This is a genomic window from Pseudomonas typographi (assembly GCF_014694385.1).
Taxonomy (GTDB): domain Bacteria; phylum Pseudomonadota; class Gammaproteobacteria; order Pseudomonadales; family Pseudomonadaceae; genus Aquipseudomonas; species Aquipseudomonas typographi.
In genome coordinates, this window is the sequence record NZ_JAAOCA010000050.1 from 15,760 (window position 1) to 27,601 (window position 11,842).

An 11,842-nucleotide genomic window follows, 5' to 3' on the forward strand; every position below is an offset into this window, starting at 1 on the left:
ATTCGGAATTAGCCAATAACATCTATGCAAGGGTCCGCTGAAGCGCCTTGAGGACACGATTGGGTTCAAGCAGCATTCACTTGCGCACAAGACACCCGATAGTACATGGATTCTGATCAGCTGCGGCGGTGCGGTAATGGGCGCAGAACCGAAACGGAACGTATGCCCCAACAAATTGGCTTTCAGGCGCAACGGGTGGTGCGTTAAAAATGCAGCGGATGGCGTTGGCGCTATCGCGTTGAACTTGCCCTACCCAAGCGGCTTACTTGGCCTTCAACGCCGGTAGCAACGCCGCCGCGATGATCAACACTCCGCCGCCTAGCATCATTGCCGAGGGCCGCTCAGCGAATAGCCACCAGGCGAATGCGATGCCGTATACCGGCTCCATGGCGAACACCACCGCGGCGGTGCGCGCCTTGATCACGCCCAAGCTGGCCACGAACAAACCATGGGCGAGCCCGGTGCAGAACACCCCGAGTAACGCGATCCATAACCAATCCAGGGCTGGTAGCGCCGGAAGCGGGGCGGCCCAGAACAACAGGCTAAGCGCAACCACGGCATTCTGGCACAGCGCCGCCTGTACCGGGCCAACCTGTTCGGGGCGGGCCCGGTTGACCAGTGATAGCACGGCGAACAGCAGCCCCGAGGCTACGCCCCAGAGCAACCCGGCGCTGGCACCGCTGTGAAGGTCGAAAGCGGGCGTGACCAGTATCAAGCCCAGAGTCACCAGCAGCACCTGTAGCGCCTCGATCGCCTTGATGCGCTCGCGAAACACCAGCCCTTCCAGTACCACGGTAAAGGCTGGGAAACTGCAAAAACCCAAGGTGCCAATGGCCACGCCACCCACCTTGATGGCGGTGAAAAAACTCACCCAGTGTGCCGAAAGCAGCAGCCCGGCCAGTGCAAGCCGGGCCCCATTGGCAAGGCTCAGGCGCTGCCAACGTTCCTGCCGTGCCAGGGCCAGGAACAGCCCCAGCGCGGCGACGGCGAACACGGCGCGGCCGAACACGATGAAGGGCGCGCTGGCGTGCGCCAGTTTGGCGAAGATGCCCGAGAGGCCGAACAGCAGGGCACCGGCGTGCAGGCCGAGCAAGGCGCTACGGGGTGTCATGGCCATCAATGCCGCCAGAAGGCCGGCACGAACAGCACCAGCACGGTTACGATTTCCAGCCGGCCCACCAGCATGCCGAAGGCCAGCAGCCACTTGGCAGTGTCGGGTAGCGGGGCGAAATTACCTGCCGGGCCAATGGTGTCGCCAAGCCCAGGGCCCACGCCGGCCACCGTGCTGGCTGCGCCCGTCAGCGCGGTCATCCAATCCAGGCCCAGCAAGCCCAGGGCCAGGGCGATCAAGCCGATGGTGGCGCCAAAAAAGAACGAGAAGGTGAGCACCGAGCGCACGATTTCTTCATCCAGGCGGTGGCGGTTGTACTGTTGGCGGATCACGGCGCGGGGGTGAATCAATTGGTTGAGGCTGGCCTTGAGCAGAATGTACGCGACCTGGAACCGAAACACTTTGATGCCACCGGCGGTGGAGCCCGAGCAGCCACCGATAAAGCCCAGGTAGAAAAAGAACATCAAGGCAAAATTACCCCACAGGCTGTAGTCGCCCAAGGCGAAACCGGTGGTGGTGATCACCGAGGTCACGTTGAAGGCCACGTGGCGTAGCGCGTCGTACCAGGGCAGGCCGGTAGTGGCCCAGTACCAGGTACCCATCACCGCCCAAGACACCAGCAGCAGGCCAATGAAGCCACGAACCTGCTCGTCGCGCCACAATGCCCAGGGGTTGCCGCGCAAGGTGCTGACGTACAAGGCAAATGGCAGGCTGCCAAGGATCATCACCACCACGGCCACCCAGTGCACTGCCGGTTGCGACCATTTGGCCAGCGACTGGTCAGAGGTGGAAAACCCACCGGTGGAAATCGCCGACATCGCATGGTTGATCGCGTCGAAACCGTTCATGCCGGCCAGCCAGAAGCCCAATGTGCCCAGCAAGGTGAACACCACGTATACCAGCACGATGGACTTGGCGACCATATGCGAACGGGGCATTACCTTCTCGGTGCGGTCTGACGACTCGGTTTGGAACAAGCGCATGCCGCCAATACGCAGCATCGGCAGAATCGCCACCGCCATGGCGATAAAGCCGATGCCGCCCAGCCAGTGCAGCAGCGAGCGCCAGATCAGGATGCCCGGCGACATCGTATCCAGGCCGCTGAGCACCGTGGACCCGGTGGCGGTAATGCCCGACATGCTCTCGAAGAAGGCATCGGTGTAGCTCATGTGCTCGGTGAACACAAAGGGCAGGGCGGCGAACACCGCCACCACCACCCAACTGCTGACGGTGAGCAGGTACATGTCCCGTGGGCGCAAATGCACTTGCTCTGGCCGGCCGCGCAGTACCAGCACGGTGCCGGCGAGGAAGGTCAACAGGCTGGCCCACAGGAACGGTCGCAACTCGAACGCGCGGGCATAGGCCAGCAGTGTGAGCATGGGCACCACCATGCTCACGGCCAGGGTAATCAGGAAGATACCGATGATGAAGCCGATGATCCTGAAGGTCGGCGAAGTCATGCTGCTCACGTGGCGGTGGAAAACGCCGGCCATTGTACCTGCGGCCGGGTATCGTGTCTCACCCGGCGGCCGTGGCGAATGGGCGTGCGAACGGATGGGCCAGCGCGTGGCCCAAGCGGTAGACTGGGCTGGTGTCTCAGAGGTTGGCTGCACCGTTTTGGCGGTGCCTGTCGCTGCCGGGCGTTGGTGCCAACACCATGCAGGCGTTAATTCCTGCGAGCTTCTGATACACCACATTAGCGCCTACACCAGAATGGGAGTTTAGCGATGGATGCATTAGAACTGCTGCAACAGCGTGTTTCGGCGGGCCGCTTGGTTGCACCGGCACCGACCGCTGAGCAGCGGGAGGTGCTGTTCCAAGCCGCCATGCGCGCGCCGGACCACAAACTGTTGCGGCCGTGGCGGTTCCTGACCGTGGAAGGCGAGCGCCTGCGCGCATTGGGCGAATTGTTCGCTGAAGCCGCCCAGCACCAGGGCGGCGAGGTGGACCCGGCGGTGCTTGAGAAAGCCCGCAACAACCCGCTGCGCGCGCCCCTGGTGGTGGTGGCCATTGCCTGCCTGCGGGCCCACCCGAAGGTGCCGCCCAGTGAGCAACTGCTCGCTGCTGGTTGCGCGGCCCATAGCCTGCTGTTGGCCGCCTACGCGCAAGGCATCGGCGGCATGTGGCGCAGCGGCGAGTTGTCGTTCTCGCCACACGTGGCCAAGGGCCTGGGCTTGGCGGTGAACGAGCAGATCATTGGTTTCATCTACCTGGGCACCCCCGAAAAACCCGCCAGGCCAGCCGCGCCGGTCGAACTCGCGCCTTTCGTGAGCCCCTGGTAGGGTTTCAAACACCCATGCTGGGCAGCTTGGGCAACACCATGCGGGCGATGAAACCACCGCCGGGGTGGTTGGCAAAGGTCAAGCTGCCGCCATGGCGCTCTGCCGCGCGACGGGCAATGGCCAGGCCCAGGCCGTGGCCAGCGGCGGTTTGCCCCGGTGCGCGGTAGAACGGCTCGCCCAGTCGGGCGAGATGCTCGGCCGGGCAGCCGGGGCCATGGTCGCGCACGCTGACGACCGCTGCATCGCCGTCGCTGTGGGCGTGCACTTCGATCGGCCGGTCGGTAGGGCTGAAGCGCAGGGCATTGCGCACCAGGTTATCCATGGCCCGCTCTACCAGGGTGGGCCAACCTTGTAGTTGCAGGCCACGCTCCACATCTAATTGTACGGCTTGGTCAGGCTCGCTGAGTTGGGCGTCTTTACGGATACCGCCGAGGATTTGCCCGATGTCGACGGTTTCGGTGTGGGCCTGCTCGGCGTCGACCCGGGCCAAGGCCAGGATTTCGCTGATCAGCGCTTCAAGCCGGTCGCATTCGCGGGCCAGGCGCGGCCACAGTTGCTCACGCTGTTCAGGCCCGGCGCGTTCGGCCAGCGCGATGGCGATGCGCAGCCGCGCGAGCGGCGAACGCAGTTCGTGAGACACATCGCGCAAAAGCTGGCGCTGGCTGCTGATCAGGCTTTGCAAGCGTGAGCCCATGCGGTTGAAGTCGGTGGCCAACACGCCGAATTCGTCGCGGCGCCCCGCCAACTGCGCCAGGCTGTTCTGCTGGTAGGTGGTTTGCCCAAGGTCGTGTACGGCGCGCCGCAGGCGGCTCAAGGGGCGGGTGATCGACAACGTGACCAGCAGGCTGAACAGGGTCAGCACTACCAGGGCGATACCCAGCGCACCCAGGGGCCCAGTCAGGCTCTCGCGGTGCCAGGCGTCCAGCAACGGGTGCGGTATGCGGTAGATCAACAGGTAGGTGTCGCGGCTTTTGGGGCTGGTGTACTCGGCGGTCAGGCGCCGCCAAGGCAATTGGTTGTCATCGTCGTTGCGCGCCTCGAAGGCGGCGGCGCGGCGCGGGAAGGTACCCGCCACCACCGCATCGCCGCTGTCATTGAGCACCTGGGTATCGATGCGGTACTGGCGCTTGCGCTGTTCGAGCAGTGCCTGCGCGGCATCGGCGCCCTGGGTTTCGTAGGTGTTTACCCACTGCTTAGCGAAGTCCTTCAGCGCCGGGTGGCGGCTGAGAATCCAGGCATCCTGGTTCAACACATGCCCCATGAGCACGGAGAGCCCTGCTACCAGGGCAATGGCCAGCCAAAAACTGGCCAAAATGCGCCAAAACAATGAACGCAAGAAACACCTCGAACGTAAGCGGGCCCGACCAGGGCCCGGGCCTAGTGGGGTGCTTCAAAGGTTAGCTGCACAACAGTCACCCGCCCCTTCGCGTGCGAACCTCTGAAACACCGGAGCGCCAGTTTACTGGCCTTTTTTGTCTTTTTGCGCTTTCCAGGCTTGGAATTCGGCCCATTCGGCGCGGCGTTGGTCTTGCTGCTGCTTGATTTCGTCGAACTGCTTTTGCTGCTCAGGGTTAAGTACCGCGCGGATGCCGCTGCGGGTTTTGTCTTCACTGGCTTTAAGCTGGTCTTGCATGGCCTTTTGGTCGGCCGCCGGCAGTTTGTTCAGAAACGCTTCGGTGATCTGGTGGCGTTGCTGCATCTGTTCGCCCATCAGCTTGCGCACTTGTAGGCGTTGTTCGCGAGACAAATCAAGCGTACCGAACATATCCGGGCCACCGCGATGGCCCCCTTCCATCATGGGGCCGGGTGCGAACGGGGCGGGGCCCGCCTCCGGCGCAGCGGCCATGGCCACGGCGGGCAAGGTGGTGGCGAACATAAGGGCAATGAGTGTCTTACGCATGGTGTGTTTCCTCTGGTGGTCTGTGCCGGTGGGGCACCGGATGGGGACAGATTACTCAGCGGAAGGTCAGGCGCGGTCAGGGCTGGGTAAAGGGAAGGTAAAGGCTTTGCAATTACACATGCCACCTGGGCGCTGGGGGCACGTGGCGCGCGCCCTGAAGCGCGCCTTATTCACTGTAGAAGTAGCCGCGGCTGCGCAGTGCCACGATGCGCGGGCGCCCGTCGGCATGGGGGCCAATCTTTTTGCGCAAGTTGCTCACATGCATGTCAAGGCTGCGGTCGTACAGCGTGAGCTTGCGGCCCAAGGCCAGTTGCGCCAGTTCTTGTTTGTCCAGCGGCTCGCCGGGCTGGCGCAGCAGCGCTTCGAGCAGGCGGCTCTCCGACAGTGTCAGGGCAATGTCGTGCTGGTCCACCGTGACCACACCGCGTGCCGGGCTGAAGGCCAGGTCGCCCAGTTCCAACTGGCTGGCGCTGGCGGCCGGGTGGCTGCGCCGCAACACGGCGCGCAAACGCGCGGTGAGTTCACGGGGGTCGCAGGGTTTGGCCAGGTAGTCGTCGGCGCCCAGTTCCAGGCCAAGGATACGGTCCAGTGGCTCGCCTCGGGCGGAGAGCATCAGTACCGGCAAATCGGCATGTTCGCTGCGCAGGTGCTTGAGCACCTCCAGCCCGCTACCGTCGGGCAGCATCACGTCGAGCACCACCGCCTGCGGCGGCTCAGCCAGGGCCTTGCGCGCACTGGCGCCGTCGTGGCAGGCCGTGACGGTAAAGCCTTCCTGGGTCAGCCAACTGCTCAGCAGTTCGCACAACTCCACGTCATCGTCGATCAGCAGCACTTCACTCATGGTTTACGGCAGCACCTGTTTGAACGGTTTGATCACCACATCGGCATAGACATTGGCTTGGACGTAAGGGTCCGCCGCCGCCCAGGCTTTAGCCGCCTCCAGCGAGGCGAATTCGGCAACCACCAGGCTGCCGGTGAAGCCGGCGCTGCCGGGGTCGTTACTGTCGATGGCCGGCAGCGGGCCGGCCAAGGCCAGCCGCCCTTCGGCCTGAAGCTGCTGCAGGCGCCCAAGGTGGGCCGGGCGCGCGCCCTGGCGCTTTTCTAGCGAGGCGGGCACATCGGTCGCGAAAATCGCGTAAAGCATGTCACTTCTCCTGCTTGGGCTGGCCGTCGTGAAGGTGACGCGAAAGGTAAATGCCTTGGCCTAACAAGAACAACAAGGTTATCCCCAGGCTGCCGAACACCTTGAAGTCGACCCAGAAGCGCTCGAAGGTAAAGGCCACGAACAAATTGGCCGCCCCGCAAACGATGAAAAACACGATCCAGGCCGCGTTCAACCGTGCCCAGATGGCGTCTGGCAGGGTCAGGGCATGGCCCATGATACGCTTGACCAGCACTGTGTCGCCGATGAAGTGGCTGCCGAAAAACGCCAAGGCGAACACCGCGTTCACCGCGGGGGCCTTCCACTTAAGAAAGGTTTCGCTGTGGAAGGCCAGGGTCAAGCCGCCGAACAGCAGGCAGGCGAGCAATGTTACCCATTGGCCTTTTTCGAGCCTGCGCTGGTGCGCCCACAACACCCCATACACCAACAACGAACTGGCGATCAGTACGGCGGTCGCACTGAAGATGCCCCCCAGCGTCACGGCGTGGCCGGCGACATCGAAGGTGCGAGGGGCAAGTTTATAGACGATGACGAACAGCAACAGCGGGATGAAATCGATTAATTGTTTCACGGTAGCAGCCAGCAACGGGTCGTGGCGGCATAATAGCAAACCTTGTTACCTGCGAAAGCGCCGCTCATGATTGTCGACCTGCACTGCCACAGCACCGCCTCAGACGGCTCCTTGGCACCCAAAGACCTGGTGGCGCGGGCGTTCGAGCGCGGTGTGCGCACCTTGGCGCTCACCGACCACGACACCGTCGAAGGGTTGCCTGAGGCGCGCAGTGCGGCGCGGGGGCTGGGCATGCAGTGGGTCAGCGGGGTGGAGTTGTCGTGCATCTGGGGTGGGGCCACCATTCACGTACTGGGTTATGGCTTTGCCCTGGACGCCGCACCGCTGCAGGCCGCGCTACAGGCATTGCATCAGGGGCGCTGGTTGCGCGCCGAAGAAATCGACCGGCGCCTGGCGGCCAAGGGCATGCCTGGCACCCTCGCCGGAGCCCGGGCCGTGCAGCAGGGGCTGGGCGACAGCCGCAATGCGCCGGCGCGGCCGCATTTTGCCGAATATTTAATGCAGGCGGGGTGGGTGCCCGACCGCAATGCGGCGTTTCAGCGCTGGCTAGGCGCAGGCAAGCTGGGCGACGTCAAGCAGCATTGGCCGACCCTGGAGGCCACCGTGCACACCCTGCGCAGCGCTGGGGCGTGGGTGAGCCTGGCGCATCCGCTGCACTACAACTTCACCCGCAGCAAGCGCCGCCGGCTGGTCGGCGAGTTCATCCAAGCGGGTGGGCACGCCATCGAAGTGGTCAATGGCCAGCAACCGGCCGAGCAGGTCGGCACGTTGTCGATCCTGGCCCGCGAATTCGGCTTGTTGGCCAGCGCCGGTAGCGATTTCCATGGGCCAGGGCTGTGGGGCGAAATCGGCAGTTACCGGCCCATGCCGGAAGACTTGCCGCCCTTATGGGCGCGCTTTCGGCTTGACGTGTCCCTCTCCTGAGCAGGTAAACAGCGTGAGCCAATTTTTTCAGATACACCCACAAAACCCGCAGCCGCGGCTGATCAAACAGGCGGCTGAGATCATTCGCCGGGGCGGGGTGGTGGTGTACCCCACCGATTCCTCGTACGCCATTGGCTGCCAGATCGGCGACAAAGCCGCGATTGAGCGCGTGCGCCGGTTGCGCCAGCTCGACGATAAACACAATTTCACCTTGTTGTGCCGGGACCTTTCACAATTGGGCCTGTTCGCCAAAGTCGACACCGGCCAGTTTCGCATTCTCAAAACCTACACGCCCGGGCCCTATACGTTCATCCTCAACGCCACCCGCGAGGTGCCACGCCTGCTGCTGCACCCCAAGCGGCGCACCATCGGCCTGCGCGTGCCGCAGCACCCCATCGCCCTGGCGCTGCTCGAAGAGTTGGGTGAGCCGCTGATGAGCGTAACCCTGGCGTTGCCCGGCGATGACCAACCCTTGGCCGACCCCTATGAAATGCGCGAGCGCTTGGAGCGGCAGGTAGACCTGATCATCGATGGCGGTGCCGGTGGCCATGCCGCCTCGACCGTGATCGACATGAGTGGGGATGAGCCCGAAGTGGTGCGCGTGGGGTGCGGCGACCCGGCACCGTTCGCGGTGCGGGCATGAGCGACGCGGCCCAAAGCCCGGGGGCTGTTAGCGCCGAAACGCCCCAGCAGTTGCAGCTGGCGTTGGTCTATGGCGAGGCGTTCACCCAGTTACCACAAGACCTTTACATCCCGCCGGATGCCTTGGAGGTGTTTCTCGAAGCGTTCGAAGGCCCCTTGGACCTGCTGCTTTACCTTATTCGCAAGCAGAACATCGACATCCTGGACATTCCCGTGGCGGAAATCACCCGCCAGTACATGGGCTATGTGGAATTGATGAAAACCGTGCGCTTGGAGCTGGCCGCCGAATACTTGGTGATGGCCGCCATGCTGGCGGAGATCAAATCACGCATGTTACTGCCGCGCTCGGCCGAGGTAGAAGAAGACGAGGCCGACCCGCGCGGCGAGTTGATCCGCCGCTTGCAGGAATATGAACGTTTCAAAAGCGCGGCCGAAGGCCTCGACGCCTTGCCCCGGCTGGGCCGCGACATCCAGGTGCCTAGTTTGGAGGCGCCGCAAGCCAGCGTGCGTAAGTTATTGCCGCAGGTGGCCCTGCAGGAGGTGCTGTTGGCGATGGCCGAGGTACTGCGGCGCAGTGATTTGTTCGAAAGCCACCAGATCAGCCGTGAGGCGCTGTCGACCCGCGAACGCATGGGGCAGGTACTGGCGCGGCTGCGCGGTGGCGTGTTCGTCCCGTTCGCCGAGCTGTTCAGCGCCGAAGAGGGCAAGCTCGGGGTGGTGGTCACCTTCATGGCCGTGCTTGAACTGGTGAAGGAATCCTTGATCGAGTTGGTGCAGAATGAACCCTTTGCCGCGATCCACGTGCGTGCCCGTGCTGAGCACGCGGCGGACTGACCGAGGGTGCCGATGAACCTGAATGAACCGCGCGAGTTGGCGCCGCTGCTGGAAGCCTTCCTGCTCGCCTCTGGCAAGCCACAATCACTGGAACGCTTTTTCGAGCTGTTCGACGAAGCCGAGCGGCCGGCGCCTATGGTGTTCAAAAAGGCCCTCGACTTGCTGCGCCGATCATGCGAGAACCGGGCCTTCGAGCTGGTCGAAGTGGCGTCTGGCTACCGCCTGCAGGTTCGCGAAAAATTCGCCCCCTGGGTGGGCCGCCTGTGGGAAGAGCGCCCGCAGCGCTATTCCCGCGCGCTACTCGAAACCCTGGCATTGATCGCCTACCGCCAGCCGATTACCCGGGGCGAGATCGAAGACGTGCGCGGCGTGGCGGTCAACAGCAACATCATTCGCACCCTGGTGGAGCGTGAATGGGTTCGCGTGGTCGGCTACCGGGATGTGCCGGGTAAGCCTGCGATGTTCGCCACCACCAAGGCGTTCCTGGACCACTTCAACCTGAAGAACCTCGACGAACTGCCGCCGTTGGCCGAGCTGCGAGAACTGGAGCCGGAGGGCTTGCTGGAACCACACGACGAGGACGCGCCGGTACCTGCGCACTTGCAGGCCCTGGCCGATGCCAGCCTGGCCCTGGGCAACGACGAAGCGGGCGAGCCGCTAAATGCCGAAGGCGGTGAGCAGGCGAGCTTTCGCACTCTGCTGGCTGAGCTTGACTCCATGGAACAAGGGCTCAAGACGACATTCGAAGATATGCCCGAGCCCTCGGCGGTGGAGGGGGGCACCCGGCCGGACGACGAACGGTAAGCGACGAACAGCCTGGAATTGTGCTGCAGGTTGCCCGCCGCAGGCGTATAGTGCGCGGCCCTGTCTTTATTCATCCATTACACCGGGAGGTGCCACGGCATGACTGAACAACACCCTGGCGGCGATGCCGCTATTGCCCCAGCCGGCGAAAAACTGCAAAAGGTTTTGGCGCGTATCGGCGTAGGTTCGCGCCGCGATGTCGAAGGCTGGATCAGCGAGGGCCGCATCAAGGTCAACGGCGCGGTGGCCACCCTCGGCCAGCGTGTCGACCTGCTCGATGCGATCAGCGTCGATGGCCAATTGATCAAGCGCGAAAGAACCGCTGAAACCCAGCGCCGGGTGATCCTGTACAACAAGCCAGACGGCGAGATCTGCACCCGCGATGACCCTGAAGGCCGCCCCACGGTGTTCGACCGCCTGCCGCGCCCGCGCGAAGGCCGTTGGATCAACGTTGGCCGCCTGGACATCAACACCACCGGGCTGCTGATGTTCACCACTGACGGTGAATTGGCCAACCGCTTGATGCACCCCTCTTACGAGATGGACCGAGAATACGCGGTGCGTGTGCGCGGCGAAGTGACCGACGAGATGATCGACCGGCTCAAGGCGGGTGTGGTGCTTGAAGACGGCCCGGCGAAATTCACCGACATTCAGCAGGCGCCTGGCGGGGACGGCTTCAACCACTGGTTCCACTGTGTGGTGATGGAAGGCCGCAACCGCGAAGTGCGCAGGTTGTGGGAATCGCAGGGGCTGGTGGTCAGCCGCCTCAAGCGCGTGCGGTTCGGCCCGGTGTTTCTCAATTCCGACCTGCCCATGGGCCGCTGGCGCGAAATGACCCAGGGCGAAATCGATATTCTGGCCGGCGAAGTGGGCCTTAAACCGGTCGCATTGCCCGCCCAGGGCGGTAAAGACAAGGAAAAACTCGAGCGCCTGCAGCGCAAAGCCTCGCGCCCGCTCGGCCGTGGTGAGCGCGTGCGGCAACTGCGCCCGGCGCAGGAGGGCGAAGCGCGCAGCGGGCGCAACCCCGCCATTGGCAGCAAGCCCGCCGCTGAGGGCAAGCCAGGCCGCAAGCCGGCACCCAAGCCGCGCGGAACGCAAGTGGCCGAACGCCCAAGCGATGTACGTGGCAAGCGCAAGCCGCGTGGCTGAGTGACCGGCTGATGTTGCAACTGTCTAGCCTGGTGAGTATTGCCGACGCTGAAATCCAGTGGTCGGCAATCCGTGCCCAGGGCGCGGGCGGGCAGAACGTTAACAAGGTGTCCAGCGCCGTGCACCTGCGTTTTGACATCCATGCCTCGAGCCTGCCACCCTTTTACAAGGAACGCCTGTTGGCGCACCGGGACAGCCGCATCACCGACGAGGGCGTAGTGGTGATCAAGGCCCAGCAATTTCGCACCCAGGAAAAAAACCGGCAGGATGCCCTGGTGCGTTTGCGTGAGCTGATCTTGGCCGCCACGGCGGTGCAGAAGGCGCGCCGCGCCACCAAGCCAAGCAAAGCCGCCAAGGCCCGCCGGCTCGAAGGCAAAAGCCGCCGGGCCGGCGTGAAGGCCGGGCGCGGTAGGGTTGATTATTGAAAGTTTGATTCCAGCCCTTGGCGCTGCACATTTAGCAC

At 63.8% G+C, this 11,842-nt stretch carries 14 protein-coding genes; 7 read left to right on the forward strand and 7 right to left on the reverse strand.

Going from position 1 to position 11,842, the window contains the following annotated elements; all coding sequences use genetic code 11:
- Positions 1-262 precede the first annotated feature (262 nt).
- A complete protein-coding gene (locus tag HAQ05_RS25520) occupies positions 263-1,111 on the reverse strand; it encodes a DMT family transporter (protein WP_190426463.1) in 849 nt (282 codons plus the stop codon).
- Between the two features lie 5 nt (positions 1,112-1,116).
- On the reverse strand, positions 1,117-2,571 hold the full coding sequence (locus HAQ05_RS25525; RefSeq protein WP_190426419.1) for a TrkH family potassium uptake protein: 1,455 nt from the start codon (positions 2,569-2,571) through the stop codon (positions 1,117-1,119).
- Between the two features lie 267 nt (positions 2,572-2,838).
- Between HAQ05_RS25525 and HAQ05_RS25530 the strand changes: the two genes are divergently transcribed.
- Positions 2,839-3,393, forward strand: a complete 555-nt coding sequence (locus tag HAQ05_RS25530; RefSeq protein ID WP_190426421.1) for a nitroreductase family protein — start codon at positions 2,839-2,841, stop codon at positions 3,391-3,393.
- Between the two features lie 4 nt (positions 3,394-3,397).
- Here HAQ05_RS25530 and HAQ05_RS25535 read toward each other — a convergent pair whose 3' ends face one another.
- The 5 genes from HAQ05_RS25535 to HAQ05_RS25555 form a co-directional block, all read right to left on the reverse strand.
- Positions 3,398-4,729 (reverse strand): sensor histidine kinase, encoded by a 1,332-nt coding sequence (locus tag HAQ05_RS25535; protein ID WP_190426423.1) that lies wholly within the window; start codon positions 4,727-4,729, stop codon positions 3,398-3,400.
- A 123-nt stretch (positions 4,730-4,852) separates the two neighbouring features.
- A complete protein-coding gene (locus HAQ05_RS25540) occupies positions 4,853-5,293 on the reverse strand; it encodes a Spy/CpxP family protein refolding chaperone (protein ID WP_190426425.1) in 441 nt (146 codons plus the stop codon).
- Positions 5,294-5,459: 166 nt separating this feature from the next.
- On the reverse strand, positions 5,460-6,134 hold the full coding sequence (locus HAQ05_RS25545; RefSeq protein WP_190426426.1) for a response regulator transcription factor: 675 nt from the start codon (positions 6,132-6,134) through the stop codon (positions 5,460-5,462).
- A gap of 3 nt (positions 6,135-6,137) precedes the next feature.
- Positions 6,138-6,437 (reverse strand): YciI family protein, encoded by a 300-nt coding sequence (locus HAQ05_RS25550; protein WP_190426429.1) that lies wholly within the window; start codon positions 6,435-6,437, stop codon positions 6,138-6,140.
- A gap of 1 nt (position 6,438) precedes the next feature.
- Positions 6,439-7,026: a septation protein A gene (locus HAQ05_RS25555; RefSeq protein WP_190426432.1), complete on the reverse strand. Its 588-nt coding sequence runs from the start codon at positions 7,024-7,026 to the stop codon at positions 6,439-6,441.
- A 66-nt stretch (positions 7,027-7,092) separates the two neighbouring features.
- Here HAQ05_RS25555 and HAQ05_RS25560 point away from each other — a divergent pair, with 66 nt between their 5' ends.
- The 6 genes from HAQ05_RS25560 to arfB all read left to right on the forward strand — a co-directional run bounded on the left by HAQ05_RS25560 (position 7,093) and on the right by arfB (position 11,804).
- Positions 7,093-7,950 (forward strand): PHP domain-containing protein, encoded by an 858-nt coding sequence (locus HAQ05_RS25560; RefSeq protein ID WP_190426435.1) that lies wholly within the window; start codon positions 7,093-7,095, stop codon positions 7,948-7,950.
- Positions 7,951-7,963: 13 nt separating this feature from the next.
- Positions 7,964-8,593, forward strand: coding sequence for an L-threonylcarbamoyladenylate synthase (locus HAQ05_RS25565; RefSeq protein ID WP_190426438.1), 630 nt, complete (start codon positions 7,964-7,966; stop codon positions 8,591-8,593).
- A gap of 122 nt (positions 8,594-8,715) precedes the next feature.
- Entirely contained in the window at positions 8,716-9,426 is a 711-nt protein-coding gene (locus HAQ05_RS25570; protein ID WP_190426466.1) for a segregation and condensation protein A, read from the forward strand.
- A gap of 12 nt (positions 9,427-9,438) precedes the next feature.
- Complete coding sequence (gene scpB, locus HAQ05_RS25575; RefSeq protein ID WP_190426441.1) at positions 9,439-10,230, forward strand: SMC-Scp complex subunit ScpB; 792 nt, start codon at positions 9,439-9,441, stop codon at positions 10,228-10,230.
- Positions 10,231-10,329: 99 nt separating this feature from the next.
- The gene (gene rluB, locus HAQ05_RS25580; protein WP_190426443.1) at positions 10,330-11,379 is read left to right on the forward strand and encodes a 23S rRNA pseudouridine(2605) synthase RluB; all 1,050 of its coding nucleotides are present in this window, start codon (positions 10,330-10,332) and stop codon (positions 11,377-11,379) included.
- Positions 11,380-11,390: 11 nt separating this feature from the next.
- A complete protein-coding gene (arfB, locus tag HAQ05_RS25585) occupies positions 11,391-11,804 on the forward strand; it encodes an alternative ribosome rescue aminoacyl-tRNA hydrolase ArfB (RefSeq protein WP_190426446.1) in 414 nt (137 codons plus the stop codon).
- Positions 11,805-11,842: the final 38 nt, after the last annotated feature.

Excerpts from the sequence above, each read along its gene's own strand:
- HAQ05_RS25520 (WP_190426463.1), bottom strand. The coding sequence starts at position 1,111 with ATGACACCCCGTAGCGCCTTGCTCGGCCTGCACGCCGGTGCCCTGCTG.
- HAQ05_RS25525 (WP_190426419.1), bottom strand. The coding sequence starts at position 2,571 with ATGACTTCGCCGACCTTCAGGATCATCGGCTTCATCATCGGTATCTTC.
- HAQ05_RS25530 (WP_190426421.1), top strand. The coding sequence starts at position 2,839 with ATGGATGCATTAGAACTGCTGCAACAGCGTGTTTCGGCGGGCCGCTTG.
- HAQ05_RS25540 (WP_190426425.1), bottom strand. The coding sequence starts at position 5,293 with ATGCGTAAGACACTCATTGCCCTTATGTTCGCCACCACCTTGCCCGCC.
- HAQ05_RS25545 (WP_190426426.1), bottom strand. The coding sequence starts at position 6,134 with ATGAGTGAAGTGCTGCTGATCGACGATGACGTGGAGTTGTGCGAACTG.
- HAQ05_RS25550 (WP_190426429.1), bottom strand. The coding sequence starts at position 6,437 with ATGCTTTACGCGATTTTCGCGACCGATGTGCCCGCCTCGCTAGAAAAG.
- HAQ05_RS25560 (WP_190426435.1), top strand. The coding sequence starts at position 7,093 with ATGATTGTCGACCTGCACTGCCACAGCACCGCCTCAGACGGCTCCTTG.
- scpB (WP_190426441.1), top strand. The coding sequence starts at position 9,439 with ATGAACCTGAATGAACCGCGCGAGTTGGCGCCGCTGCTGGAAGCCTTC.
- rluB (WP_190426443.1), top strand. The coding sequence starts at position 10,330 with ATGACTGAACAACACCCTGGCGGCGATGCCGCTATTGCCCCAGCCGGC.
- arfB (WP_190426446.1), top strand. The coding sequence starts at position 11,391 with ATGTTGCAACTGTCTAGCCTGGTGAGTATTGCCGACGCTGAAATCCAG.